Source organism: Pseudomonas sp. SMV7, assembly GCF_052041995.1.
Lineage (GTDB): Bacteria > Pseudomonadota > Gammaproteobacteria > Pseudomonadales > Pseudomonadaceae > Aquipseudomonas.
The window spans coordinates 480,885-505,923 of record NZ_JBKGGT010000001.1 but is presented as its reverse complement, the minus strand read 5'-3'; the positions used below and the strand labels follow the sequence as shown (position 1 = coordinate 505,923).

Sequence of the window (25,039 nt, the reverse complement as noted above, 5' to 3'; positions counted from 1 at the left end):
GTCAGTGCGCCTTCCGCGGAGTGATGTAGCGATCGATGAAGGCCGGGTTGGCGGCCATGATGCGGCTGTAGACTTCGATGCCGAAGTCGACCCAGTCGCGCATCAGTTCGCAATAGTGGTAGGTCGGGTGCTGCGGGTCGCCATAACGGGCGTAGCTTTCGTGGTAGCAGCCGCCGGAGCACAGGTTGCGGATGCGGCAGCTGTCGCAGCCGGTGTCGCTGCGGTCCAGGCGCTGCGACAGGAAGTCGTTGAGCTGCGCCTGCTTCACCCCCTGGTGCACATTGCCGAAGGTCGGCAGGCTGGAACCGGTGAAGCGGTGGCACAGGTTCAGCTCGCCCTGGTGATCCACCGCCAGCATCTTCAACCCGGCACCGCACGGCAGGGCCTTCTTGTGCCCTTCGTGGATGTCGGTGATCAGCTGGTGCAGGTTGGAGAAGCCGATGTTGCGGTGCTCCAGCGCCGCCTGCAGGTACTTGCGGCCCAGCGCCTTCATGTTGGCGAACACCTGCACCAGCTCTTCGCCGGTGAGGTTGAAGTCGGCCATGTCGCCGGAGGTGACCGGGGCAAAACCGACCTCGGCAAAGCCCATTTCGTTGAACAGGTGGTTCCAGATGGTCTCGACGTCGGTGATGCCACGGGTCAGCGTGACCCGCGCACCCACCGGGCGGCTGGTGTAGCGCGACAGCAGCAGGTCGGCCTTGCGCCGCACCACGTCATAGGTGCCCTGCCCGCCCACGGTGATGCGGTTGCGGTCGTGCACGGTCTTCGGGCCGTCGATGCTGATCGACAAGCCGAAACGGTGGGCGTTGAGCCAGTCGATGATCTCTTCGGTGAGCAGGGTCGCGTTGGTGGTCATGATGAATTCCACCTGCTTGCCGGCTTCGGCGAAGCGCCGCTCGCAGTAGCCGACCATGTGCTCGATCAGCGGCCGGTTGGACAGCGGCTCGCCACCGAAGAACACCACGCTGTAGCGTTCCTCGTCGGGCGACTCCTTGAGCAGCATCTCCACCGAGGCTTCGGCGGTGGCGGTGCTCATCTTCTTGCCGGCGGAAGGTTTGTCCAGGTCTTCCTTGTAGCAATAGGTGCAGCTGAGGTTGCAGCCGGTATTGACGTTGAGCACCACGGTATTCAGGGCGGTGCGTTCGACCTGCCTGACGGCGATTTCCGGGGTCAGCGGCGAGCCGTCGCTGACCAGCTCCAGCGCAATCAGCTCGCGCAGGGTGTCCTGGATATCATCACCGGCAAACTGCTGACCAAGGCGCTGCAACAGCTCCTCGGCCGAGCAGCCGTGCTGGCGCAGGGTGTCGATGATGCCCCCGGTCACCGCATCGGCAGTGAACAGCGAACTGCTGGGAATATGGAACAGCATGCGGTCGGCATCGACCTGCACTTCGTGCAGGTTGCGTTCGACCAGGTTCAGTAGTGCGCCCATGGCGACCTCCCGATAATCGATTCGTTGGCAAAACCGTTGTGCCCTGCCCTCAGGGCAGCGGCGGGTTGTTCCAACGCTGGACGGTGACAATCAGGTGCCCTTCACCGCTCTGGCCGCCGTCGGCCAGGGTGGCGACGACCTTCAGGTTGCCGGCATTGTTGGTCATCATCCTGCGCGCCGGGTTGGGGCCGGCACCGCCAGGCACGAACACGCCATCGGCCTGCATCTGCCCGGCGAACTTGACGTCTTGGTCCTCGACCGCACGCTCGTTGAACGGCTCGACCTTCCAGCTGGCCGGCAGATAGCCGATGCGCAGCGGCTGGCCGGCGGCGTCCTTGCCCCAGGCTTCGGCTTCGAAACGGCCCTGGACCTTGGGCACCGAGGCACCGTTCTCGCCGATACGGGCGATGGAGAATGCCGGCACCACTTTCACTTCTTCGACCTTGTCGTAGACCGCCAGGCTGACGCCCTTGAGCCCACCCACCGCCACGTCGCGCTGGCCAGGCTTGGCATCCGCCGCCGCACGGGCCTTCACCCGCACCAGGGTCGGGGTCTGTTCCAGCACCTCGGTCACCTCAACGCCAGCCCCCAGCTCAGGCTTGCCGGCCAGGCCGGTGCCGACCAGGGTGATCTCGCTCTCGCCACCGGCCTTGATAAACGCAGGTTGAGCCGCCAACAAGCGCGCCTTGCCCTCTTTGGCGGCGATGAAGTCCAATCCACGCTCGTCGTGATCGGCCTCGAACATACGGCCTTTCATCTCGCCGTCCAGCGCAGCGAACACCTGGCGCAGGTTGCTGTCGCCGACCTTGACGTTGCCGCGCCATTCATAGCCGTTATAGAGCAGCGCCGTGCCGCTGCCGTTGAACGGCGTGCCGTCGGCGTAGCTGCCTTTGACCTCGACCTTGAAGGTATCGTCCTGGTCGGCAACCACCGTCATCACCCCCCGCACATCGCCCTTGGCCAGCATGTGGCCGCTGAACGCCCACTGCCCCGGCAGCGCGTCGGCTTTCGGCCTTGCCTGCTGCCATGCGGCCCATGCCGGGCTTTCCAGTGGGTAGCGTTTGGCCAGCTCGGGCACCACTTGCTGCAGGGCGATCGGCAGCCAGTCGCGGTCACGCGCCTGGGCCTGGTATTCGAGGGATGGCCACTGGCCGAGGTGGAAATTGACCAGGTGTTCCCATTCCTTGGCCGGGCGGCGCTGCAAGGCAACGCGGGCCCCCGAGTGGCAACGGCCACAGGTTTCACTGAGCTGGGTGTCGAATTGCTCGACGGTGTTCAGCCGGCGCTCCATGGCGTAGCGCACGCCATCGGTCTCGCTGGGCGCCAGGCCCTGTTTGTCGGCGAGGTACTTGACCAGGGTACGGCGCTCGTCGTCACTGATCTGCAAGCCGTGCATCACCTGCATGCGCGCGATGCTCATCAGCCAGCCTTCGGGTGTTTTACGCTGATGGCTGATACGGCTGTAGCTGTCGTTGCCTTCGGGGATATGGCACCCCATGCACTTGTTCTGCAACAGGCTCGGGCCCTGCTCGGCCGCCATGGCCTGGGTGCTCAGCAGCGCGGCGGCGACCAGCGCCAGTTTGCCCGCATGCCGCCGGAGTCGAGTCGTCTTCAAGGTCAGACCTCCACGGTTGTTGTTCTTATGTTTTCGCACGCTCGGGTACAGCAGATGTGCATGTGTCGGTGGCGATACAGGAACTGTGCCAGTTGCTGTAAAAGTGTGTTCTTTCAACCCCTTAGCCGGTCTCCAGCGCTTGGCCGCCATCAGCGAAAGCCAATTGCAGCGTGCCATTTCGCGACAGGGTGTTTCATCCTGAGACAGCGCAGGCCCTCGCGGGCATGCCCGCGCAGAAGCCGGCAATACGCACTGTGTCACCACCGTCTCACACCGTCTCAATGTGCAACAGCGCAAGCCTGCAATCCCAGCCTTGCAGCAGGACAAAAGCCAACCGTTTCAACGGGTTGCGACCATCGCGCCAGCTTGGCACGCCCATTGCGCCGGTGCCGGTCACATCCAATGACAAGAGGCACAGCCCAATGCTTTCCGAACTGCCCATCCTGCCCGCCACCCGCGCCTTCCTCGAGCGCAAGCTGAAGATGCGCATTGGCGCCGACTGGCAGGACGCCACCAGCGGCCGCACCCTGTCGTTCCGCAACCCGGCCACGGGCGACGTGCTGGGTGAAGTGCCCAGCGCCGACGCCGAAGATGTCGACCGCGCCGTCCGCGCCGCGCGCCAGGCCTTCGACGACTCGCCGTGGAGCCGCCTGCGCCCACGGGAGCGGCAGAACCTGTTGTGGCGCCTGGCCGAGCTGATGGAGCGCGACGCCCGTCAACTGGCCGAGCTGGAATGCCTGAACAACGGCAAGAGCGCCGCGGTGGCCCAGGTGATGGACGTCCAACTGGCCATCGACTTTCTGCGTTACATGGCAGGCTGGGCCACCAAGCTCGAGGGTAGCACCGTCGAACCTTCGATGCCGTTGATGCCCGACGCGCAGTTCCACGGCTTTGTCCGGCGCGAAGCGGTGGGCGTGGTCGGTGCCATCGTCGCCTGGAACTTCCCGCTGCTGCTGGCCTGCTGGAAGCTCGGCCCGGCCTTGGCCACGGGTTGCACCGTAGTGCTCAAGCCCGCAGACGAAACGCCACTGAGCGTGCTCAAGCTGGCGGAACTGGTGGAGGAAGCCGGCTACCCGGCCGGGGTGTTCAACGTGGTCACCGGCACCGGCCTGAATGCCGGTGCCGCGCTCAGCCGCCACCCCGGCGTGGACAAGCTGACCTTCACCGGCTCCACCGAGGTTGGCAAGCTGATCGGCAAGGCCGCCATGGACAACATGACCCGCGTCACCCTCGAGCTTGGTGGCAAGTCGCCGACCATCGTCATGCCCGACGCCAACTTGCAGGAGGCCGCCGCTGGCGCGGCCACGGCGATCTTCTTCAACCAGGGCCAGGTGTGCTGCGCAGGCTCACGGCTGTATGTACACCGCAAGCACTTCGACAATGTGGTGGCCGACATCGCCGGCATCGCCAATGGCATGAAACTCGGCAGCGGCCTGGACCCGGCAGTGCAGATGGGGCCATTGATCTCGGCCAAGCAGCAGGACCGCGTCACCGGCTACATCGAGCTTGGCCGCGAACTGGGCGCGACCGTCGCTTGCGGCGGCGAGGGCTTCGGGCCGGGCTACTTCGTCAAGCCGACGGTGATCGTCGATGTCGACCAGCGCCATCGCCTGGTCCAGGAAGAAATCTTCGGGCCGGTGCTGGTCGCCATGCCGTTCGATGACCTCGACGAGGTGATCGGCATGGCCAACGACAACCCTTATGGGCTTGGCGCGAGCATCTGGTCCAACGACCTCGCCGCCGTGCACCGGATGATCCCGCGCATCAAGTCGGGGTCGGTGTGGGTCAACTGCCACAGCGCCCTCGACCCGGCCTTGCCGTTCGGCGGCTACAAGATGTCCGGCGTCGGCCGCGAGATGGGGGCGGCTGCCATCGAGCATTACACCGAGCTCAAATCGGTACTGATCAAGCTCTGATCTTCCGCCTGTTGCCGGCCTCTGCGTGGGGTTTGCCCACGAAGAGGCCGGCCAAGGCAACAAAAACAACAATAAGAAACCATGGAGCAAACCCATGAGGCACACCCTCGCCTGCACATTGGCCCTGCTGTTCGCCGCCCCCGTCAGCCAGGCCTACGAGCTGTACAACCACGGTGGCAGTATGCTCAACGCCGACCTCGAAGCGCTGTTCGGCAGCTTCCACAGCGACGAAAGCTTCAACCTGGCCGGCAACCGCCAACCCGGCAGCAGCGCCTGGCAGGAAGGCTACGTCAAGTACGGGCTCAGCGGCAGCCAGGCCATGGCCGATAGCGGTACCCTCTACGGCGCCTTCAACCTGCTCAGCTCCGCCACCTGGGGAGATGGCGATGCTGCCGGCCTGACGCTGGGTGATGAGCGCCGCACCGCCATCGAAGACCTGTACCTGGGCTGGCGTTCAGCCAACCTGTTCCCGGCCCTGGGCGAGGACGGCGTGGATATTTCCGGCGGCCGCCAGGTGGTGACCCTGGGTGACGGTTTCCTGATCCAGGGTGACCCGGTGAACCTGGGCAAGGTCGACCTGGGGGCCAACTTCGACCGCGGCGGCGCCTACTACCTGGCCGCACGCAAGGCCTTCGACCGCACCGCAGTCCTGCGCCTGGGCGGCAAACAGGGCTGGCGCGGCGACCTGATGTGGCTGAAGTCCGACAACCACTACCAGGCCGATACCTCGCTGGCGGTGGCCAACCTGGAACACGTCGCCGATGCCGGTAGTGTCGGCCTGAGCTGGATCCACGGCCTCGACGTGGACCAGCGCTACGCGCAGATCATGGGCCTGCAACACCGCGATGGCATGGACACGGCCAGCCTGCGCGGGCGCGGCAGCCTGGGCGTCAAGGATCTGGAGCTGGCCGCCGAATACGTGACCCAGGACCAGACCGGCAGGCGCGAGAACGCCTGGTACCTGGAGGGCAACTGGACCTTTTCCGAACGGCCCTGGACACCCACCGCGACCTACCGCTACAGCCGCTTTTCCGAAAACTTCGACCCGCTGTTCTACGGCCTGAGCCGTGGCTATGGCACCTGGTTCCAGGGAGAAGTGGCGGCCAACTATGCCGGGCCATTCAACAAGAATACCCAGGTACATCACCTGGCGCTGAAGGGCAAGCCACGCGACAACCTGACCCTGGGCGCGCTGTACTTCGACTTCGACACGCTGGACACCGACCGGGGCAACCAGGGCGGACGGGAGCTGGACCTGTATGTGGAATGGATGGTCAACGAGCACCTGCTGGTCAGCCCGCTGGTGGGTTTCTACCAGCCGGAGCGCAGTGCGGCCGATGGCGGCACCCAGCTGAGTGGGCGGGATAGCGGGACCTATATGCAGGTGATCGTCGGCACCTTCTTCTGATCCGAAATCCTCGGGGCCGCTACGCGGCCCATCGCGACACAAGGCCGCTCTCACAGGGACCGCGTCAACCCGAAGCCGGGTGGTTCACACCTGTAGGAGCGGATTTATCCGCGAAGCAGGCGACGCGGTAGATGGCACCGTCGCGAGTGGGCCGCAGAGCAGCCCGGCCATCTCAAGCCAGGCCCTGCTCCGACAACCAGCGCCGCACCCTCATCTGTTGCTCCCCCGGCAGGCCTGCCAGCACTGCCTCAACTGGCCGACCGCCCCACAGTTCGCGCACTACCGGCGCCAACTCCACACCCTGCAAATGCCACACCCCTAACGGCTGGTCCGCCGTCACCACCACCTCGGCCTCGTCCACCAGGCCGTCACGCAACACCGGCCGTCGCTCCACCCGCAGCGCCTGCCAGTCCGCCGCCACGTGCAGCGCTTGGCTGTCCGGCCAGCCCTGACGCCGTGCCCAGAACGGCTGCTCGGCCCGGCCCTGCTCCTGGCCATGGAAATCCCGGCCAATGCGGGCAAAGCGCAAGAACAGCTGTTCGACCCGCTGCTGGTGAAATTGCCGCGCCAATGCAGCCCGCCCGGGCCTGCGCAGCAAGGTATTGATCACCACCGGCGCCTGCAACGCCGAAGACAGCGACTGGAATATGCCGTTGCCCGACAATGGGTCGACGGCCATCGCGGCATCGCCTACCCGTATCCAGTCCTGGCCGACACATTCACCCGCCAGAATCGCAGTACTACTGCGCGCATGCACCTGCGCCGGCGCCAGCGCCCGGGCATCGAACAGCTCGGCCACCAGCGCGCTGCGGGCTCGCCGCGCTGCGCAGTACGCTGCCAACCCGGCCTTGCCCGGCAAGCCGGCGGCGTCCAGGGTGACCTGCCAGTAGCAGCGGCCATCTTCCAGCCGCGCCATCCATGCCCAGCCATCCTCCAGGCTTTCCACCGCCGAGGCAGGGGTCCCAGGGGCACCCTGCCAGGCATTGAGCAGGCTGACCGTCTCCGGCCCACGCAGGCGATCAGCCGCCAACGGGGCCTGACGGCCGCGGGCTTCGACCAGGAAATCAGCCAGCAGTAGCTGGCCATCGACCAGACGCACCTGGTGCCCTGCGTCGTGCCGGAGCTCGCCGACCCGCCCCTCGACCACGCTTACCCCGGCGCGTTGCAGATCGTCGCGCAGTGCCCGGTCAAACTGTTGCCGGTCGAGCAGGAACTCCTGGTTCAGCTGGAGTTGTTGGCCGCCCCAGTGCACCCGCCGGGTGGCCGCTATCGCCGCCTGGCCCAGGGCACCGCCAAGGCCAGCATGACGCAAGGCGTCCAGCACCCGCTGCGAAACCCCTTCGACCGCGGCAAAGCGGCGCCATTCGGACACCACCGTGACGGCGTAGCCCAGGCGCCGCAGGCCAATCGCCGTGGCCGCACCGGCCGGGCCCGCGCCCAGCACCACAATGCGCGGTTCAGGCATGCTCGGCCCCCCGTCGCTCGGGGCCGGCAAACGCCGCGTGCTGGCGCAACCAGTCGTGCACCTGCTGCTGGCGCATGCCCGGCTGCTCACGCAACAACGCGGCAATCCTGCCGCTCAGGGCCGCGCAGCCCAGGCTCGCACCTGCCTTGCCGCCCGCCCCCACATAGCCCCCGAAGTCGGCCTGCCGCGAGCCCAGCCATGACCATTGGCCTGGCGCGCAGCGCGCATCGCCGGTGACCCGAATCACGCCAGGGTAGCTGGCCGGGTACACCGGCCCGCCTTGTGCCGGGCTGGACGCGCACAGCAGCACTCCCGCAGCCACGGCTTCGGCACAAGCCTGGTGCAACACCGGCCGGTCCTGCTGCAGGCCCAGGCTGAGATTGACCAGCGTGGCCCCCGCCTCCACCAGCCACAGCAACGCAGCCGCCACCTGCAATGCGCTGGTACTGGCCTGGCCGGCGAACACCTGGGCTACCAGCAGCGGCACCGGCCCGGCCTCGCGCTGCACAGCCTCTACGACCGCACTGCCGTGCCCGAGCTGGTCGGGCAGAGGTTCACCTTCGCGCAACTGACCGTCCTCCAGCCAGAAGCGTCGTGCCCCCAGCAGGCCGCGGCCCTGCGCCAGCGAGCAGCCGCTGTCGATGACGCCAACGCGCAACTCAGTGCCCATGCCTGATTACCTCGCGGGGCAGTACCTGCAGTTGGCCAGCCTGCAGCTGCAGATGCAGGTCGGCATCGGCCAAGGTCGAAGCGCGGTGGCTGATCAGGATGCGGGTGCGGCCGGCGAACAACTGGTCGATGGCCGCGATCACCTCGCGCTCGGTAGCTTCGTCCACTGCCGACGTGGCCTCGTCCAGCACCAGGATCGCCGGGGCCTGCAGCACCGCGCGGGCAATGGCGATACGTTGTTTCTGGCCGCCGGACAATTGCTGGCCGCGCTCACCGAGCAAGCCGTCCAGGCCCAGTGGCAGGCTTTCGACCAGGCTGTCCAGCCGGGCCAGCTGCACGACCCGCTCAAGCTCGGCGCGGCTGGCCTGCGGCGCGCCGTAGGCGAGGTTCTGCGCCAGGGTGCCGCGGAACAGCACGATGTCCTGACTGACCACCGCGATGCGCCGGCGCAACGCCACCAGGTCCAGCTCGCGCAGGTCGATGCCGTCCAGCAGGATGCGCCCGGCGTGCGGGTCGTAGAAACGCTGCAGCAGATCGATCAGGGTCGACTTGCCCACCCCCGAGGCACCGCTGATGGCGACTTTCAGGCCACCTGGCACACACAGCTGCAGGTTGTTCAGCACCGCGCCCTGGCGCCCTTCATGGGCGAAACTCAGCGCCTCCAGGCGCAGTTCGCCCGGCCCATCGGGCATCGGCTGCGGGTTGGCCGGCGAGCGCACCGCCACCGCTTCCTGCTTCAGTTCCATGACCCGCCCCAGGCTCACGGCCATGCGTTGCACTGCCACGTACAGGCCCAGCAGGCTCTGCACCGGCCCGACCGCCATGCCCATGTAAGTGGAAAAAGCGATCAGCGCGCCCAGCTGCCAGGTGCCCTGGATCACCCACCAACCACCGACCAGGAACGCGCAGGCGCGGCACCAGGAGGTCAGTGTGCCCGGGATGGCCTGGGTGAAGAACTCGGTCACCTGGACCTTGAGCAGCTGGCGCATGTAGCCCTGGCCCAGTTGGTCCAGGCGCCCGGCCTCGCGGCTTTGCTGGCCAGCCGCCTGGATGAACTTCATCGCTGGCAGCGTTTCCACCAGAAATGACGACACATCCGCCGAACGCTCGCGCAGCTGGCGCACTTCACGCTCCACCTTGCGTCGCATCCAGCGCAGCCACAGCACCTCGATCGGCACCAGCAGCACCAGCAACAGGGATAGCTGCCAGGAGAGCATCAGCATCAGTACCACCGCGCCCACCAGGCCGATCACCGCCGATACCGCCGAGAACAGCGAGTCCACGGCAAAACGCTGGATTTCCGCCACGTCGCCATCCAGCCGCGAAAGGATGTCACCGGTACGTCGGCGGCCATAGAACGTCGGCGACAACTGCTGCAGGTGCCGGTAAAGATCATCGCGCAGGGCAAACAGGATGCGCCCCGACAGGCGCGTGTGCAGGTAGCGGTTGATCCCGGCCAGCCCGGTGCCCAGCAGGCCGGCGGCGATCATGATCGCCGCCATGTGCCAGAGGGTCTGGTAATCCTTGGCCAGCAGGCCCTGGTCAATCAGCGTCTTGACCAGCCAGGGTTGCGCCAGGGCCAGCAGCGAGGCACCCAGCGACAAGCCCAGCAACAGGCCGATGGCGCGCCGATGCGGGCGCACGAAACCATACAGCCAGGCCAGCGCCTGACGCATGAGGTGCGGGTCGCTGGATTCCACCAGCCGGGCGAACAGGCCGCCCACGTCAGCCGCGCAACGGTTTGAGCTTGCGGTACAGCGTTGCCCGGCTGATGCCGAGCGCCTCGGCGGCGGCCGACACGTTGCCCTGGTGGCGCGCCAGGGCGCCGCGGATCAGCTCCAGTTCGTTGTCCTTGAGGCTGCCGGAGGGTGTCGTGCCGCTGGCCAGTTCTTCCAGCAGGCAATCGGTGAGGTGCTCCAGGGTCAGCACCTGCTCGCCGTCCTCGCGCATGGCCAGCGCGGTGCGTACGACCATCTCCAGCTGGCGGATGTTGCCTGGCCAGTCGAACCCTTCGAGCAACGCGGTCAACCCCGGGTCAAGCGTGACGCCGCGCGCATCCGACTTGTCCAGCAGCCCCTGGATGATCGCCGCCAGGTCATCGCGCTCACGCAATGCCGGCAGGCGCAGCGACACGCCGTTGACCCGGTAGTACAGGTCTTCGCGGAAATGCTGTTCCTGTACCAGGCGCTTGAGGTCGCGGTGGGTGGCGCAGATCAGCGCCACATCGATATCCTGCTCGTCTCCTGCCCCCAGCGGCGCCACCCGGCGCTCCTGCAATACGCGCAGCAAGCGCGCCTGCAGGGCCAGCGGCATGTCGCCGATCTCGTCGAGGAACAGCGTGCCGCCATGCGCCTGCATCAGCCGCCCGACCATGCCGCCCCGGCGCGAACCGGTAAACGCTCCCTCGCGGTAGCCAAACAGTTCGGACTCGATCAGCCCTTCGGGAATGGCCGCGCAGTTGACCGCCACGAACGGTTTGCCGGCGCGCGGGCTGGCCTGGTGCAGGGCCCGGGCGACCACCTCCTTGCCGGTGCCGGTCTCGCCCAGCAGCAGCACCGGCAGGCCATTGCCCAAGCCCTGGCGGGCCATGCGCAAGTTGCGCGCCAGGCGCGCGTCACCCCCGGCCAGGGCATCGAGTGCCGGCGCCTGCTGGCCCGCTGCCGGCTTGCTGGCCGGCGTGCCGGCGTTGACCCGGCCATGGCGCGGCAGCTGCAGGGCGCGAAAGTGGAACTCGCCCTTGGCCGTTTGCACGCTGCTCACCCCACCCTGCCACAAGCGCGCAATGAAGGCGGGCGAACGCTCGCCCAGCAAGTCGCTGCTGCGCCGGCCGATCAGCTCATGGCGTGGCACCTGCAGCAGCTGGCAGGCACTGTCGTTGGCGGCCAGCACTTCGCCATCCAGGCTCAGGGCCAGCAGGCCATGCCAGGCGCTGTTGAGGTACTGCGGGCGGCTGTGGAAGGCCAGCACCAGCTGCTCGGGGTGGCACAGGCCGAACAGCCGGCTTTCGATGTTGCCGGCCGCCAGCATCAGCGTGGTCAGGCTGTCCTGTGGCTGCGCCATCACCCCCTCGCGGGTGATGTCCAGCACGCCGATCACTTCGCCGCGCGGGTCGCGCAGCGGTACGGAGGTGCAGGAGAACGGGCTGAGGCGGTCCAGGTAGTGTTCGCCGCAATTGATCAGCGTCGGCCGGCCTTCGACCACCGCCGTACCGATGGCATTGGTGCCGCGCAGCGACTCGCTCCAGCAACTGCCCGGGTGCAGGTCGCGCAGGCCCTCGCGGCTGAGCACGTGGGTCTGGCCCTCGATCGCCAGCACGTTGGCCTGGGCATCACCGAGGATGACGATACCGGCCTTGCCCTGGCGCGCGACCAGGTAGTCCAGTTCGGGAGTGACGGCGTCGACCAGCAGGCGGTTGCGCTCCAGCAGCATGCGCAGGTCATGGCCGTGCTCCAGGCCCAGGCCGACCTGCTCGCCCTGCAGGCAGTCCAGGCCATGGCCGAGGCTGCGGCGCCAGGAGGCATCGATCTCGTCGCGCAGCATGCCCGATGGCAGCTCGCCTTCGCTGGCCAGCTTGAGGCGGGCCTGGCGGGATTCATGCAGCGGGTCGTGGGCGTTTGTTATGGGCAATTGTCGCGCCATTTGTTGCTCCAGCTGTGCCCTGGATCGGGCAACGGGCTTGGTGTTTTTTCCGCAGTGTGGGGGAGATTTCTGTCGGCGTCGAGGTGCATGCCTCACGAGGTGTGGCGCCTGTGAGTTCGAGCGCCGCCCGCGCGGCGCATCGCGGATAAATCCGCTCCCACATTTGTTGCAACGAGGCCATGCCTGTGCGGCCATGGTTGTCAGCCGGTTTGCGTGGCTCAAGACATGCGTCAAGGTAGGCGTTTCAGGGTGCGTCTCCCGGGCCGGCATGGGTACGGGCGCCATCGGCGCTTTCATTGAACGGCTGCTCGGCGACAAACTGCCAGTCGCTGTAGTGTTCCAGGCCCTCGAAAGCGGAGAACTGCGTCTCGAAGCCACTGCGCTTGAACGGGGTGGCGTCGGAGCGGCTGTGGATGCCGGTGATACGGCCGTCGAGCCCGCGCAGCAAGCCCCACTCCTGGCTGTTGGTGATCGGGTCGGGGTACAACCGGCGAATGTGCCGCCGGGCCTGCGGGAAGCGGTTGTCCTGCAGCAGGTCGGCCAGCGCCTGTGGGTACTGGGCCAACCCCGGCGAGGCGCGGTAGTAGCTGCGCAGGGCCTGGGCGTACTGGCCGCCGACCCACAGCAACTGGCGTTCACGATCGCGCTGGCCAGCACTGGTCCACAGCGTGCCCGTGGCGGCCAGGGCCACGCTGCTGACGGCAATCAGCAGCAGCACGCCGAGGTAGGTGAAGCCGCGGTTGGCCTTACCATTCCGCGAACAGGCTGCCATCGCGGGCCCTCCCGGTAGCACCGCTCTTGACATCGGCCACCCCGCCGCCCACGCCTTCGGGTGGCGGCACCAGCTGCCAGGCATCGCTGCGCTCGGTGATCGGGTCGACCGGGGTGTTGCGCAAATAGCGTTGTTCCACCAGTTGCTCCAGCGAGTCCGGGTAGTGGCCGGTGTCGCCGTAGTAATGGTCCAGCGCTTCGCGCAGCACCGCCAGGCTCTGGCGCAAGGTGGCTTCGCGCGCGCTTTCCAGGCTGTTGAAGTAGCGCGGCATGGCGATGGTCATCAGCGTGGCGATGATCGCCAGCACCACCAGCAGCTCGATCAAGGTGAAGCCTGTGCGGCGTTTCATGGCTGTCACCATTGCCGGTAGGGAATGCCGTCGAGGCCTTTGCCACGGGCCCTGGAGTACACGTCGAACACGTCTTCACCTTCGCGCGGGTTGTCCGGGCTGCTGTCGTAGGCGCGCAGGCCCCAGCCGCCAGCGTCGTCATGCCTGGCGGCCAGCAGCGGGTCGTGCGGAATGCGCCGCAGGAAATAGAACTTGGCGCCCTTGGCACTGCGCACATCGCGAACACCTTCGACCAGTACCTGCAGGTTCGGCGGGTAGCCGCTGGCATCCAGACGCTTCTCGATATAGCCGGCATCGAACGCCCGCTTGTAGGCATCGATGGCATCGCGGATCTGGTACAGCGCCTCGCGCAGCTGCTGCTCCTTGCCGCGGCGCACCACGGTTTCGGTCAGCGGTGCGGCCATGCTGGCGAGCAGCCCGAGCAATGCCAGGGTCAGCACCACTTCGATCAGGCTGAAGCCGCGCATGCAGCGCTGCCCGGTCATGGCTGCGGGCTCCGTTTCACCGGGGCGACGGCCATCTGGCTGTCTACTACCGGTGCATCGCTGGCGGGTGCATTGCCCGGCACGTCCGCCGGCGGCAATGGCGTCATCTGGCGCACCTGCATGGCCGACTCGGTGCCGGTGGCGAACTCCATATCCGACGGGCTCTGGTACGGCAGGTTGCGCACGATGCGCGGGGTGATTGCCAGCACCAGCTCCGACTTGCTCATGTCGTCCTTGTTGCTGCCGAACAGCCGGCCCAGGCCGGGGATGTCCCCCAGCCCGGGGATCTTGTTGCCACTGGCGTTGTGGTCGTTGCGCACCAGGCCTGCCAGCACCTGGGTTTCGCCATCGTGCAGGCGCAGGCTGGTCTGCGCGTTGCGGGTGTCGACCTGGACCGGGATGGTGCCCTGGCGCGTCGGTTCCAGCGGCGTGGCGTTGCTCACTTCCAGGGCCACCTTGATCGCCACTTCGTTGTTCAGGTGCACGGTCGGCTGCACTTCAAGCTTCAGGCCGACGTCCAGGTAGGTGACGCTTTCGGTAATCACCGGGCCCTGGGTGGAGGGCACCGACGTGGCGCTGATGATCGGTACCCGCTGGCCGATGTGGATGCGCGCCTGCTCGCGGTTGCTGACCCGGATCACCGGGCTGGCCAGGGTATTGATGTCCTTGTCCTGGGCGTTGATCTTGGCCTGTGGTGCCGGGGAGATGCTGATGCGGCTGGAATCGATGCCCTTGAGCTGGTCGAGCACGCTGACCGGCTGGCCATCGGAGGTGAGCACACCGAAGGTGTTGGGCCATTGCAGGCCGAGGTCGAGGATGCGCGAAGTGGCCACTTCCATCACCTCCACCTCCAGGACCACCTCGGGGTTGGACTGGTCTTGCGATTGCAGCAGTTTTTCGGCCATGCGCACGGCATCGGGGGTGTCGCGCATGGTCAGGGTATTGAGGCGTTCGTCGACGAACACGTCGCGGGTCTTGAGCATGGTCTTGACCATGTTCAGTGCGGTATTGGCATCGATGCTGGTCAGGTAGAACGTGCGCATGACCAGCTCCTGGTAGTCCTTGGCCTTCTGCGGCGAGTCGGGGTAGATCATCAGGGTGTTTTCGTTGACGATCTTCTGGCGCAACTGGTTCTGCTCGAGCAACAGTGCCACGGCGTCCTCGATGCGCAGATCGCGGACGAAGATGGTCGCCTTCATGTCCGGGCGCAGGTCCTTGTCGAAGATGAAGTTGATGCCGGCGACCTGGGACAGCACTTCGAAGATGCTCTTCAGGTTGGCATCGCGGAACTCCAGGGTTACCGGCCGCTCCAGCTTGCTGCGCAGTTGCGGGTAAGGCTGCGCGGTACGCGCCTGGACATTCTCGATGTCGCTGCGCAGGGCCAGGCCCTTCTGGTTCTGCGGGTCCAGGCGCAACACTTCGCGCATGTAGCGCTCGGCGCCGAACAGGTCACCCTGGCGTAGCGCCGCCTGGCCCAGCGCGACGCGCTCGTCGAGGGTGCGGATCAGCTCCAGCTGGCGGATGCCTTCCTGCGCGCGGCGGTTGTTCGGCTCCAGGGTCAGTACCCGGCCATACCCCATGCGCGCAGCGGCGAAGTCATGGCGGACGCGACTGGCATCGGCCTGGGTCAGCAGCGCCTCCACTGCGGCCTGGCGGCTGTGTGCCAGGGCAATGTTCAGCTCGGTGTCGCGCGGGTCTTCGAGCAGGGCCTGTTCCAGCTGCGCGATGCCCGCCTCGTACTGGCCCTCCCGCATCAGCTGGTCACTGTCCTCGCGTACCGCATTGGAAGCGCAGCCGGCAATGGCCACGCACAGCGCCACGAGCAGGAACGGGGCCGGCTTGCACAGCGTTGACGACTTCATGGAGCGCTCCCTACAGACAAGGTCTGCGGCTGATGCAAAGGCAGGTAGACCAGGCTCAGCTCACTGGCCGAGACGCGGTCGAGGCGGTAGGTGTCATCGATGACGTCGCCCTGGCGCACGACGTAGAGCTTTTCGCCGCTCTGCAGGAAAATCTGCAGGTCGTCACGGTCGCCGATGCGGCCGATGAACTGGAATGGCAAGGCCGGCGCGGTGGGCGCCTGAGGTACGGCCGGGGAGGCAGCCTCGGGCTGTTCGGTGATGCTGGCCAGGGCCTCGGGGGCGCTCCACTGCTGGGTGGGGAACAGGTCCCTGGGCGCCGGCTCCGGCCCTTTCGCCGCTGAAGCCGCTGCCACCGGCCCGGCATTGCCTGCCGGCTGGGTGGCCGCGTACTTGCCGGCGAACGCCACGCCCCCGTCCTCCTGGCCGAACCAGTGGCCCGGCGCCCAGGCCAGCGCCGCGCTCACGCCGAGAAAGCCGGCCCAGATGACTGCACGCTGTGTGTTCATCACGACCTCGACAGGTAAAGGGTCATGCGCAGGCGGGCGTCGAGCTCGCTGTCGCCGATACGTTTGCGTTGCAGCTCCAGGTCTTCCAGCACCAGGGTCGGCAGCTGCTTGAGCAGGCCACGGACGAAACCGCGAATCTGCAGGTAGCTGCCATGCACCGGCAGCACGATCTGATAGCGTGCCAGCTGGGTCTTGGGGTCGATGCCCAAGGCGTATTCACCATGGGCCAGGCTGATCTGCTCGGCGCTGGCCAGGTGGTACAAGCGTTCGATCAGCGCGCTGGCCTGGGGCTGCCCCGGCAGTTGCTGGCGCAGGCTGTCGAGGGCCTGTTGCTCGGGCTGGGTGGCGATCTTCAGCTCGCCGCGTCTGACCCGCTCCAGCTGCAGCCGGGCATCCGCTTCGCTGGCACGCAGCTCGCGAATCGCCTGCCATTGCGGCAAGACCTCGGCACACAGTACGCCCAGCGCCAGCAACGCGACGATGGCAGCCGCCACGCCGACCGGGCCGAGACGACGCAGGCGCTCCTGCAGGATCAGCCTGTTCAGCGGTTCACGGGCGCGCATGGCCGGTCTCCCAGGTGGCCGTGAGGGTGAAACGCACAGGCTGCTCGGGCTGGCTGGCCAGCACCTCGTGGTTGAGCAACGACACGTCGCTGAGCTCGGCACTGGCCTCCAGGCGCTGGTGGTATTGCAACATCGCTTCGAGGTTGCGCGCCTCGGCGGCGATGCGCAGCTGGCCCTTGCGCGCGTCAGGCGCCAGGCTGAGCAGCGCCACGTCGTCCTGCGGCTGCGCCTCCAGCATGGCGAACAGTTGCTGCCACGGCCGTTGCAACTGCTGCGAGACGCTTTGCATCTGCGCCAGGCGCTCGGCCTGCTCGCGGCTGGCCGCGCTGCTCAGCGGCGCGGCGCTGGCCGGACGGCGGCCCAGCTGCAGTTCCAGGTTGTGCACGCTGGCCTGCCGTTCGACCTGCTCGGCCTGCAGGCGCTGTTGCAGCAGCAACAGGCCGGCGACCACGGCGCAGCCCAGTGCAAGCAGCGACCAGGCCAGCGGGCCACTGCGCCGGGGCTGGAATTCCAGGTCGAGGCGGCGCATCTCAGGCCACCGCCCGCCACATGGCACACAACGGGTCGGCATCGCTGGCCGGTGGGCACAGCTGCAGCGCCGCCACCCGCGGCACATCAACCCGCGCCGGGGCATGCAGGTAGACCGGTGGCAGGGGCTCGCCATACAGCTCGCAGGTCCGCTCGATCAGCGCCTGCAGGGCCTGGTCGCTGTCGGCACAACCTTGCGCCAGCACTTGCTGCCAGGCCCCCCCGGCGGCCAGCAGCAGCACGCTGCGCTGTGGCTCGGCCAGGACGAACAGGAAGTCGCCCTGCGCCAGCTGCTCCGTGCATCGGTTGTAGGCGGCCATCAGGTACGGCTGCACCGAGCGCAGGCTCAGGTGGTGGTCGCGGCCGAGCGCCTGCAGCCGCAACAACAAGGCTTCGGGCAGCGCCGTGGCGATACGCGCGGCACCGGCAGGCTCCGGCGACAGGACGATGCGCCAGTCGTCCAGGGTCTGCCCGTAGAGCGCTTCGAAGCAGGCCCGGGCATAGGCGTCCAGTTCGCGCGGGTGGCCGATGACATCGCTCCAGGGCACCAGGCAGAAGCGGCTGTAGCGGGCCGACAGCAACACCCGCAACTGGGCGCCGCCTGCGCCACGCTCGCTCAGCATGGCGGCCAGTGCGTCGACGGCCGCCACCCAGGGCGCTTGGCCGACGGCGCAGGTGAAGGCACGGCTGCCCAGCCAGTGCTGACGGTTGGCCTGCCAGCAACCCAGGCCGACCCCCTCGGCGCCGAGCACCGCCGTGTATCGACACGAACCATGGTCAGATGAACGTGACACGGTTGATCTCCTCGAGGGTGGTACGGCCATCGCGGACCAGGTCCAGGGCCGAGGCGCGCAGCAGGCGCAGGCCGCGCTGGCAGGCGAGCGCCTTGATCTGCGACAGTGGGCGGCGCTCGACGATCATCTGCCGCAGGTCATCGTCCAGGTGCAGCAGTTCGGCGATCGCGCTACGGCCACGGTAGCCACTGCCACGGCACTGGCCGCAACCCATGGCACGCACGAACCTCCAGCCAGCCACGCTCGCGCGGCTCAGGCCTGCCCCATCCAAGGTGTCGTCATCTACCTCGCACGGCGTGGCGCAATGCGGGCAGGCCAGGCGAATCAGGCGCTGGGCCAGTACCGCATTGAGCGCGGAAACGAAGCTGTACGGGTCGACCTGCATCTGGCTGAAACGGCCGATCACGTCGAACACGTTGTTGGCGTGGATGGTGGTGAACACCAGGTGACCGGTGAGCGCCGACTGCACGGCGATTTGCGCGGTATCCGGGTCACGGATCTCACCGACCAGGATCTTGTCCGGGTCGTGACGCAGGATCGAACGCAGGCCGCGGGCGAACGTCAGCCCTTTCTTCTCGTTGACCGGGATCTGCAGCACGCCGGGCAGCTGGTACTCGACCGGGTCCTCGATGGTGATGATCTTGTCCACGCCGTGGTTGATCTCGCTGATCATGGCGTACAGCGTGGTGGTCTTGCCGCTGCCGGTGGGGCCGGTCACCAGGATCATGCCGTAGGGTTCGGCGGCCAGCCGGCGCAAGGCGCGCAGGGTGTCCTCGGCAAAGCCCAGGGCTTGCAGCTGCACGCCGTTGACCCGGTCGGACAAGTCCTGCTTGTCCAGCACCCGCAGCACCGCGTCTTCGCCGAAGATGCTGGGCATGATCGACACGCGAAAGTCGATCTGCCGGTCGCCCACGGCGACCTTGAAACGGCCATCCTGGGGCACCCGTCGTTCGCCGATGTCCAGCTCGGCCATGACCTTGATGCGCGAGATCACCTGGTCGGCGAAGGCGCTGCCACTGGCCTTGCCGGCAGCGTTGAGCACGCCGTCGATACGGTACTTGATGGTCAGCCCCTGGCCGGTCATGCCCAGGTGGATGTCGCTGGCGTGCAGCTTGAGGGCGTCGTACAGGGTGGAGTTGACCAGCTTGACCACACGGCTCTGGTCTTCGCTGATGCTGGCCAGCGACAGGCGTTGCAGCGGGCCGCTGTCATTGCTGGCCTCGGCGTCGTGGCCGAGGGCGTCGACGGCGTGGAAGCTTTCTTCCTGGCGGGCGAGGAAGGTGGCCAGGTCGGCGGCATGGGCCAGGTACAGGGGCGCACCCTGCAGTACATCGTCGATCCAGGCCAGCCGGGCAGGCTCGAAGGGGTCGGCGAACACACCCAGCAGTTGGCCGCCTTGCTCGATCAACACGAATTCGCGCTTCAGGCACACCGCCAGGCTGACCTTGTCGAACCGTGGGGTGCTGGCCAGCAAGGTGTGGCTGTCCAGCACCGGGTAATGCAGGGTCAAGCCCAGGCGCCGGGTGAACGTGTCAGGCGTGTCGCAGGCCAGTTGTTCCAGGCGGGTGAGCAGGCGTTCGTCGCTGCTTTGCAGGCGGGCCTGGGCCAGGAGGTCGCGCGGGTAGGCTGGGCAGGGTGCCCGCGAAGAAGCCGGTGCAGGCAGTAGCGCGTCCCGTGATGCATCGAATGCTTCTGGCATGGCCTGCGACTCCGCTCAGGGGCACGTCGCAGACTGGCTCGGCCAAGGGTGCGGGCGCCGCTATTCCCCGGTGAGCAGTTGGTCGTCGTCCGGGCCGGGGGGCTTGGCGCCGTTACGGCGGCGGTCGGCCAGTACCCAGCTGCCATCGTACAACTGCAGGGGGAACGACTCGTTGCTGTTATGGCGTCGCTCGACGAACCCTTCAGCCGGGGTGTCCGTAGCCCTGTGCTGGCGCTCGATGCCCAACAGGTCGAAAATCGCACGGGCCAGTTCCGCCAGCGGGAACGGCTTGAACAGGACATGACTCACTCCCAGCCCGGCAGCTCGCTCACGTACCTCGACGGTGGGGTGGGCGGTAATCAGCACGAAGTGGCACTGCCTGTTCCTGCGTACGGCTTCCAGAACCTGAAAACCCTCTATGTCGGGCAAGCGATAATCCAGCACGATGACCTGGGGCGCCAGCTTTGCAGCCAGCTCGATACCACCGGCACCATCGTGGGCAACATGGACGTCCAGGCCTTGCGCCTGCAGATACGCCTGCAGGTTCTGCGCAAGAGTCCGTTCGTCATCGACTACCAATACGCTGTTCACCAAGGTCGACTCCCAAGAACTGCCCGGTCAGCCGGTCTGCGAAGTGCGCCCTCGTACAGGCTTGAGCAGGCTTCGTGCCAGGCGTTGAAGGTCATGCTGTATCGCTTCAAGCCCTTGATACCGATCGGCTTTTTTCCTGAAACCGGCACTGCTGCGGACAGCCGCACCGGCCCGTTTCCCCATATCCGGGGAAACTGCCGGTACAGGGCAAATTGGTTAAGCCCCAGTATTGGGGCAAAGCCATGTCTGACCTCAATCGGCGATTTCCACTGTAGCGGATGCACGCAAACGTTGGCGCACGGCCTGGCGCGCATGCGCCTGGCGTTGGGCGATGAGCGTGGCCCTGGCCAGGGCCAGGCCGTGTTCGCGTATGACCGAAGCATTATCACTTTGGTTCTGCGCTCCTTGCAGTTCTTCCCGGTTGGCCTCGTAGAACGCCTGCACTTCGTCCGGGCCGGGTGCGTCGACCGCACTGAGCAGGTCATACACCTGCTGCGCGGCCAGTTCGTACCGGGCGTAGTCATTGTACTGTGCCCTGTCCAGGCCCGCCTGTGCCAGCCGCCGCTCGAAAACCGCCACGCTGCCGACCGCGGCCTCGACCTCGCCGACATGCGCCGATACTTGTTGCGCGCTGACAGTGATGCCAAGGCGCATGGCCTCCTGCCACAGCAGTTCCTTGTCGATCAGCTCGTCCAGGGCCTGGTCGCGCCAGCGCTTGTACAGGGTCGGGTTGCCGATGCTGGTCACCGCGCGCCCCCGCGCCTGCAGGTATACGCCGAGATAGCACTCCAGGCGCAGCAACCCGATTGTCACGCCATTGACCCGCGCCGCCGGCACATCGGCCCAGCTGGCCTTGGCCAGCACCTGCAACAGGCACAACAACAGCATATGCATAGCAACCTCCGTCCAAGGGTTGTCCGGCGGCGGCCGGCACGGGGTGACCGCAGTGAACCGGGGCCCAGCCAGGGCCACCGCCGTCGCCGCCCATCGCCGGCACTGCCGGCTGCGGCTCCGGCACCTGAGGCGCATGGCCCTGACGGGCAAACGCCACCGAGGCAAGGATCCACAGGCAAGCGCCCAGCACCAGCCAGTCGACCCCGCGCATGGCCACGCGGCGGGAAGCTGCCTGGCTCATGGTTGCACCTCGTGGTGGTCGGCAATGGCCGTGCTTTTGACGTGTACCCGGCGGGCGCCAAGGCGGTTGAGCTCATCGATCAGCACCGCCGGGTCGGTAACGCCGTAATAACGTCTCCAGTGCCCGCTGCGCCCGTCACCCACCAGGATCAGTGGCGGGTGTCGGCTGAGGTCGGCGCTGAAGCCCAGGCCCTTGAGTGTTTCACCTATGGCATACGGTGTGCCGGTCAGCCAGCTCCAGCCGGGGCCCTTCTGGAAGGCCCGGGCATAACGTTGCAGGCGCCTGGCGTCGTCGTGTTGCGGGTCGACGCTGATCGACACCAGCTGAATGTCCTGCCCTACCCGGCCACCCAGTTGCTGCTGGACCTTGCCCATGATCGCGGATACCACCGGGCACACCGTGGTGCAGCGGGTGTAGATGAAGCCCATGACCACCAGGTGCTCGCCCACCAGGTCTTGTTCCAGGCGCACCGGCATGCCGTCCTGGTTCAACAGCGATACATCGGCAAAGCGGACGCTGGCCTTTTCCTGGGTGGCCGCCGCTGGCTGCCCGGCATCGTCGCCATGGGCCAGTGCCAGGTTGCCGGCCAGCGCCAGGGCCAGGGCTAGGGCCAATGCTCTGCAAGCGTGCCTGGTAGTCATCGCAGATTCCTCGCACCTGTCTGGGAAGCGTTGACCGCTGCGGCCGGCATGACCCGCAGGCTGGTGTAGTTTTCTTCGGCAAACCTGCGCCCCAGCGACGGCGACTGCACATGCAGCTGCCAGGCGCCGGCTTCGGGCAGGCTCAGGGCCGTCTGGTAGATACCATCGCCCACTTCTTGCAGTTGCAGGTTGCGCGGCATGGAAGCCGGCGCCAGGAAGTAGCGCAGGCTCAGGTCGCTCAGGCCCAGGCGGGGCTGGCCGTCGTCGCCAATGATGCGCACCCGTGCGGTAATCGCGTGGTCCTGCGACAAGGGCCGGTCCAGGCCGATGAACTCGGCATGCGCGCCCTTGCGCGTGCCAGCATCCGGCGCTTCGGCCACCTCGGTGCTGAAGCAGTGGATGATCGGCGGCTGCTTGAGCAGGAAGGCCACGTCGAACTTGCCGGCGGCGGGCATCTTCACCGTCGAGCCGTACACCCCCGGTGCCACCTCGCGCAGGCTGCGGTCGACGATGAGCGCGGCGCGGGCCTGGTGGCCACGGTTGTTGTAGCCGGACATTGGCGCATTCATGCCCTCGGTATACAAGTAGGTGGTGTTGTCCACCGGGTTTACCACGAACACCGAGTTGCCATCGCGCGACACCGCCATGCCCTGGGCCAGCGGCAGCTCACCGGCCTGGCGTGGCGCCGCCGGGCCGGCCTCGAAGCCCTGGATGATCGGCGTGCGCCCTTCGCCCAGGCTGGCCAGGTTGATCATGCTGACTTGCGGCGAAGCCAGGCTGCGTACGTAGGCGTAGTTGTGGGTAAAGGTCAGTTGGTACGGTTGCGCGGCCACCGGAATATGGTGGATCAGCTTGTCGCTACTGGCATCGATGACCAGGGCCTGGTTTGCCAGGCTATCGAGCACCAGGCCGTAACGCCCATCGTGGCTGAAGCGCATCGGCCCCAGGCCCTGTCCGGCCTGGACGGTGTGGCGCAGTTGCTGGCTGCGGGCATCGAACACCCGCACGCTGCCCTCTTCGCCATCGACCACGTACACCGCCTGGGACCGCGCCGAATAGCTGACCGATAGCGGCTGCGGCCCCACCTGGAGGGTCTTGGCCAGGCGCATCTGCGGGATGTCGATGACGCTCAGCGTGCCACTGGCGCGGTTGCTGACGTAGGCAAAGTGCGAGTCGGCGCTGAAGGCGATTTCGTGGTGCCCGCTGCCGGTGTTGAAGGTTTTCAGGGTGTTTCGCCCCGGCACATCGATCACCGTGACACCGCCCCTGGCCGGGTCGCTGCTGTCGTTGCCCACCCACAGCCGGTGCTGGTCCGGCTGCAGGGCCACGCGCAGCGGCTGCTCGCCGGCGTCCAGGTCGGCCACGCGGGAGAAGGTTTCGGTGTCGATCACCGAGACCTTGCCACGCTCGGGGATGGACACGAACACCTGCTTTTCGTCCGCGGTGGCCACCCAGTCCATGGGCCGCCCAGGCAGCTCGATGCGGGCCAGGGTACTGGTCACGCCGCCCACCGACACCGTCGGGTCGATCACTGTCAGGCTGGCGTCCTGGTTCAGCATCAGCAGGAAGTAGCTGTTCAGGTCGAGCAACGGCCTTGCGCCGATGCTGCTTTTGAGAAACAGCGCAACCCGGGCCTTGCAGCTGTGCTCCCGGTCGCCCTCGGTGCTCGCCTGGGTCGGGTCGATCCACGCCCCCGGGGCCATGCCCGACAGGGGTCGGCCACTGGCCTGGTCGCTGACCTTGAAGCGGATGCTGGCAATGCTGCCCTCCTGCAACGCCTCCCCGGCCAGCGGCCTGGCCTCGAACTCCACGGTCACGCCGTCGCGGCTCAACCGGTGCAGGGCCAGCGGGTCGGCGGGTGCCTGCAACAGCTCGCGCGGGTCGCACCAGAGGCTTTCATAAGCTACCCCCAACGCGATCAGTGCGCCGCCAAATGCCATCCCCAGGTAAGCAGGGCGAGTGTGTGGCATAGCCATGCCGGACCTCCGGGACACAGGATCTCTGCGAGGGGCCGGAGCAAGGTATATGCCACAAGATAATTGCCTTGTTTTTCAACACTTCAGGTCGGCAAGCGAAACAGATTGGGGAGGATGCCCCAGCGGTATTCCCCGAATCGGGGGGGCGGCAGTGATGGCAGCGGTTCGCGGGCTGGCACCGCTTCGCTGCCGCTACCATCACACTGTGCCGTTGCCCGCCTTGGTCCGTCAGCCGACCAGGCCGCGTACGCAGAAGTACAGGATCGAAGGCCCCATCAGGCAACCCAGGCCGGTGTGGAAGGTAGCCGTCAGCGCGCCATACGGCACCAACCGCCGGTCCGTCGCCGCCAGCCCGGCGGTCACCCCCGACACGGTGCCCGCCAGGCCGCCGAACACCATCGCCGAGCGCGGGTTGTCCAGCGCCAACAGCCACGCCGATACCGGGGTGAACACCATCACCAGAATCGCCTTGATCAGCCCGGTGGCAATCGACAGGGCCATCACCTCCGAGCTGGCGCCCAGCGCCGCGCCGGTCACCGGGCCGACGATATAGGTCACGGCTCCGGCGCCGATGGTGGTCATGCTGACCGCATCGCGGTAACCGAAGGCATAGGCCACCGCCGCACCGACGATGAATGGCAGCACCGTGCCCAGCAACAGCGCCAGCGCGCCGATCATGCCGGCCTTGCGAGCCTCGGTGGCCTGTACCTCGAAGGCCGTGGCGACAATGGCGAAGTCGCGCAGCATGGCCCCGCCCATCAGGCCGATACCGGAGAACAAGGCCATGTCGGCCAGGCCTTTCTGCCCGCCGGTAAGGGTGCCACCGACCCAGGCCAGCACCAGGCCGATGACGATGGCGATGGCCGAGCCATGCACGCGGCCGAAGGTCAGGTACTTCGACAGCAGCACCGACAGCCACATGATGGCGCCCACCACCGCGAACGCGGTGATCAGGGCGTTGTGTTGCAGCGCATTGTCAATGATCGGCCACATG

General features: G+C 66.9%; 23 protein-coding genes and 1 pseudogene. 2 read left to right on the top strand and 22 right to left on the bottom strand.

Features of this window, described 5'->3' with window-relative positions; translation table 11 throughout:
* Position 1 precedes the first annotated feature (1 nt).
* The 3 genes from peaB to ACLEJP_RS02540 all read right to left on the bottom strand — a co-directional run bounded on the left by peaB (position 2) and on the right by ACLEJP_RS02540 (position 3,489).
* The gene (gene peaB, locus ACLEJP_RS02550; RefSeq protein ID WP_440804320.1) at positions 2–1,432 is read right to left on the bottom strand and encodes a quinohemoprotein amine dehydrogenase maturation protein; all 1,431 of its coding nucleotides are present in this window, start codon (positions 1,430–1,432) and stop codon (positions 2–4) included.
* 49 nt (positions 1,433–1,481) lie between these two features.
* On the bottom strand, positions 1,482–3,047 hold the full coding sequence (gene peaA / locus ACLEJP_RS02545; RefSeq protein ID WP_440804318.1) for a quinohemoprotein amine dehydrogenase subunit alpha: 1,566 nt from the start codon (positions 3,045–3,047) through the stop codon (positions 1,482–1,484).
* Between the two features lie 268 nt (positions 3,048–3,315).
* Positions 3,316–3,489, bottom strand: coding sequence for a hypothetical protein (locus tag ACLEJP_RS02540; protein WP_440804315.1), 174 nt, complete (start codon positions 3,487–3,489; stop codon positions 3,316–3,318).
* On the opposite strand from ACLEJP_RS02540, the gene ACLEJP_RS02535 reads away from it, so the two are divergent.
* Both ACLEJP_RS02535 and ACLEJP_RS02530 read left to right on the top strand, forming a co-directional pair.
* Positions 3,470–4,963, top strand: a complete 1,494-nt coding sequence (locus ACLEJP_RS02535) for an aldehyde dehydrogenase family protein (protein ID WP_440804313.1) — start codon at positions 3,470–3,472, stop codon at positions 4,961–4,963. The genes ACLEJP_RS02540 and ACLEJP_RS02535 overlap by 20 nt on opposite strands.
* 94 nt (positions 4,964–5,057) lie before the next feature.
* Positions 5,058–6,371: a hypothetical protein gene (locus ACLEJP_RS02530; RefSeq protein ID WP_440804311.1), complete on the top strand. Its 1,314-nt coding sequence runs from the start codon at positions 5,058–5,060 to the stop codon at positions 6,369–6,371.
* A gap of 172 nt (positions 6,372–6,543) precedes the next feature.
* Here ACLEJP_RS02530 and qhpG read toward each other — a convergent pair whose 3' ends face one another.
* From qhpG to madM, 19 genes and pseudogenes are all read right to left on the bottom strand, one after another.
* The gene (gene qhpG, locus ACLEJP_RS02525) at positions 6,544–7,836 is read right to left on the bottom strand and encodes a flavin-dependent monooxygenase QhpG (protein ID WP_440804308.1); all 1,293 of its coding nucleotides are present in this window, start codon (positions 7,834–7,836) and stop codon (positions 6,544–6,546) included.
* The gene (gene qhpE, locus ACLEJP_RS02520; protein WP_440804305.1) at positions 7,829–8,506 is read right to left on the bottom strand and encodes a subtilisin-like serine protease QhpE; all 678 of its coding nucleotides are present in this window, start codon (positions 8,504–8,506) and stop codon (positions 7,829–7,831) included. Before qhpE ends, qhpG begins: the two co-directional genes overlap by 8 nt.
* Complete coding sequence (locus ACLEJP_RS02515; protein WP_440804303.1) at positions 8,496–10,229, bottom strand: ABC transporter ATP-binding protein; 1,734 nt, start codon at positions 10,227–10,229, stop codon at positions 8,496–8,498. Before ACLEJP_RS02515 ends, qhpE begins: the two co-directional genes overlap by 11 nt.
* Before the next feature lies 1 nt (position 10,230).
* Positions 10,231–12,144 (bottom strand): sigma-54-dependent Fis family transcriptional regulator, encoded by a 1,914-nt coding sequence (locus ACLEJP_RS02510; RefSeq protein ID WP_440804300.1) that lies wholly within the window; start codon positions 12,142–12,144, stop codon positions 10,231–10,233.
* 244 nt (positions 12,145–12,388) lie between these two features.
* Positions 12,389–12,916, bottom strand: a complete 528-nt coding sequence (locus ACLEJP_RS02505) for a type II secretion system protein (protein ID WP_440804298.1) — start codon at positions 12,914–12,916, stop codon at positions 12,389–12,391.
* A complete protein-coding gene (locus ACLEJP_RS02500; RefSeq protein WP_440804296.1) occupies positions 12,891–13,265 on the bottom strand; it encodes a type II secretion system protein in 375 nt (124 codons plus the stop codon). Before ACLEJP_RS02500 ends, ACLEJP_RS02505 begins: the two co-directional genes overlap by 26 nt.
* 5 nt (positions 13,266–13,270) lie before the next feature.
* Positions 13,271–13,750 (bottom strand): type II secretion system protein, encoded by a 480-nt coding sequence (locus ACLEJP_RS02495; RefSeq protein ID WP_440804293.1) that lies wholly within the window; start codon positions 13,748–13,750, stop codon positions 13,271–13,273.
* On the bottom strand, positions 13,747–15,612 hold the full coding sequence (locus ACLEJP_RS02490; RefSeq protein WP_440804291.1) for a secretin N-terminal domain-containing protein: 1,866 nt from the start codon (positions 15,610–15,612) through the stop codon (positions 13,747–13,749). Before ACLEJP_RS02490 ends, ACLEJP_RS02495 begins: the two co-directional genes overlap by 4 nt.
* Positions 15,609–16,118 carry a hypothetical protein gene (locus tag ACLEJP_RS02485; RefSeq protein WP_440804289.1) on the bottom strand — a complete coding sequence of 170 codons (510 nt, stop codon included), beginning with the start codon at positions 16,116–16,118 and terminating at the stop codon, positions 15,609–15,611. Before ACLEJP_RS02485 ends, ACLEJP_RS02490 begins: the two co-directional genes overlap by 4 nt.
* Positions 16,118–16,681 (bottom strand): type 4a pilus biogenesis protein PilO, encoded by a 564-nt coding sequence (pilO, locus tag ACLEJP_RS02480; RefSeq protein WP_440804287.1) that lies wholly within the window; start codon positions 16,679–16,681, stop codon positions 16,118–16,120. Before pilO ends, ACLEJP_RS02485 begins: the two co-directional genes overlap by 1 nt.
* A complete protein-coding gene (locus tag ACLEJP_RS02475; protein WP_440804285.1) occupies positions 16,668–17,210 on the bottom strand; it encodes a PilN domain-containing protein in 543 nt (180 codons plus the stop codon). The genes pilO and ACLEJP_RS02475 overlap by 14 nt, the downstream gene beginning before the upstream one ends.
* Position 17,211: 1 nt before the next feature.
* Positions 17,212–18,033 carry a hypothetical protein gene (locus ACLEJP_RS02470; RefSeq protein ID WP_440804282.1) on the bottom strand — a complete coding sequence of 274 codons (822 nt, stop codon included), beginning with the start codon at positions 18,031–18,033 and terminating at the stop codon, positions 17,212–17,214.
* Positions 17,987–19,702 (bottom strand): GspE/PulE family protein, encoded by a 1,716-nt coding sequence (locus ACLEJP_RS02465; RefSeq protein ID WP_440804280.1) that lies wholly within the window; start codon positions 19,700–19,702, stop codon positions 17,987–17,989. The genes ACLEJP_RS02470 and ACLEJP_RS02465 overlap by 47 nt, the downstream gene beginning before the upstream one ends.
* Positions 19,703–19,762: 60 nt before the next feature.
* Positions 19,763–20,296, bottom strand: a complete 534-nt coding sequence (locus ACLEJP_RS02460; protein WP_440804278.1) for a response regulator — start codon at positions 20,294–20,296, stop codon at positions 19,763–19,765.
* Positions 20,297–20,545: 249 nt separating this feature from the next.
* A complete protein-coding gene (locus tag ACLEJP_RS02455) occupies positions 20,546–21,187 on the bottom strand; it encodes a SurA N-terminal domain-containing protein (RefSeq protein WP_440804276.1) in 642 nt (213 codons plus the stop codon).
* Positions 21,188–21,263: 76 nt separating this feature from the next.
* Positions 21,264–21,428: pseudogene (locus ACLEJP_RS02450) on the bottom strand (SCO family protein); the annotation flags it as partial.
* Positions 21,425–22,069 (bottom strand): SCO family protein, encoded by a 645-nt coding sequence (locus tag ACLEJP_RS02445; protein ID WP_440804274.1) that lies wholly within the window; start codon positions 22,067–22,069, stop codon positions 21,425–21,427. The gene ACLEJP_RS02445 and the pseudogene ACLEJP_RS02450, both read right to left, overlap by 4 nt.
* A complete protein-coding gene (locus ACLEJP_RS02440; protein ID WP_440804439.1) occupies positions 22,066–24,039 on the bottom strand; it encodes a beta-propeller fold lactonase family protein in 1,974 nt (657 codons plus the stop codon). Before ACLEJP_RS02440 ends, ACLEJP_RS02445 begins: the two co-directional genes overlap by 4 nt.
* A 234-nt stretch (positions 24,040–24,273) precedes the next feature.
* Entirely contained in the window at positions 24,274–25,038 is a 765-nt protein-coding gene (madM, locus tag ACLEJP_RS02435; protein WP_440804272.1) for a malonate transporter subunit MadM, read from the bottom strand.
* Position 25,039: the final 1 nt, after the last annotated feature.

Excerpts from the sequence above, each read along its gene's own strand:
- ACLEJP_RS02510 (WP_440804300.1), bottom strand. The coding sequence starts at position 12,144 with ATGGCGCGACAATTGCCCATAACAAACGCCCACGACCCGCTGCATGAA.
- madM (WP_440804272.1), bottom strand. The coding sequence starts at position 25,038 with ATGTGGCCGATCATTGACAATGCGCTGCAACACAACGCCCTGATCACC.
- ACLEJP_RS02490 (WP_440804291.1), bottom strand. The coding sequence starts at position 15,612 with ATGAAGTCGTCAACGCTGTGCAAGCCGGCCCCGTTCCTGCTCGTGGCG.
- peaB (WP_440804320.1), bottom strand. The coding sequence starts at position 1,432 with ATGGGCGCACTACTGAACCTGGTCGAACGCAACCTGCACGAAGTGCAG.
- ACLEJP_RS02540 (WP_440804315.1), bottom strand. The coding sequence starts at position 3,489 with ATGGGCAGTTCGGAAAGCATTGGGCTGTGCCTCTTGTCATTGGATGTG.
- qhpE (WP_440804305.1), bottom strand. The coding sequence starts at position 8,506 with ATGGGCACTGAGTTGCGCGTTGGCGTCATCGACAGCGGCTGCTCGCTG.
- ACLEJP_RS02455 (WP_440804276.1), bottom strand. The coding sequence starts at position 21,187 with ATGCATATGCTGTTGTTGTGCCTGTTGCAGGTGCTGGCCAAGGCCAGC.
- ACLEJP_RS02465 (WP_440804280.1), bottom strand. The coding sequence starts at position 19,702 with ATGCCAGAAGCATTCGATGCATCACGGGACGCGCTACTGCCTGCACCG.
- pilO (WP_440804287.1), bottom strand. The coding sequence starts at position 16,681 with ATGCGCGCCCGTGAACCGCTGAACAGGCTGATCCTGCAGGAGCGCCTG.
- ACLEJP_RS02485 (WP_440804289.1), bottom strand. The coding sequence starts at position 16,118 with ATGAACACACAGCGTGCAGTCATCTGGGCCGGCTTTCTCGGCGTGAGC.
- ACLEJP_RS02495 (WP_440804293.1), bottom strand. The coding sequence starts at position 13,750 with ATGACCGGGCAGCGCTGCATGCGCGGCTTCAGCCTGATCGAAGTGGTG.
- ACLEJP_RS02475 (WP_440804285.1), bottom strand. The coding sequence starts at position 17,210 with ATGCGCCGCCTCGACCTGGAATTCCAGCCCCGGCGCAGTGGCCCGCTG.
- ACLEJP_RS02530 (WP_440804311.1), top strand. The coding sequence starts at position 5,058 with ATGAGGCACACCCTCGCCTGCACATTGGCCCTGCTGTTCGCCGCCCCC.
- ACLEJP_RS02535 (WP_440804313.1), top strand. The coding sequence starts at position 3,470 with ATGCTTTCCGAACTGCCCATCCTGCCCGCCACCCGCGCCTTCCTCGAG.
- ACLEJP_RS02470 (WP_440804282.1), bottom strand. The coding sequence starts at position 18,033 with ATGGCCGTACCACCCTCGAGGAGATCAACCGTGTCACGTTCATCTGAC.
- ACLEJP_RS02505 (WP_440804298.1), bottom strand. The coding sequence starts at position 12,916 with ATGGCAGCCTGTTCGCGGAATGGTAAGGCCAACCGCGGCTTCACCTAC.
- ACLEJP_RS02500 (WP_440804296.1), bottom strand. The coding sequence starts at position 13,265 with ATGAAACGCCGCACAGGCTTCACCTTGATCGAGCTGCTGGTGGTGCTG.
- qhpG (WP_440804308.1), bottom strand. The coding sequence starts at position 7,836 with ATGCCTGAACCGCGCATTGTGGTGCTGGGCGCGGGCCCGGCCGGTGCG.
- ACLEJP_RS02445 (WP_440804274.1), bottom strand. The coding sequence starts at position 22,069 with ATGACTACCAGGCACGCTTGCAGAGCATTGGCCCTAGCCCTGGCCCTG.
- ACLEJP_RS02440 (WP_440804439.1), bottom strand. The coding sequence starts at position 24,039 with ATGCCACACACTCGCCCTGCTTACCTGGGGATGGCATTTGGCGGCGCA.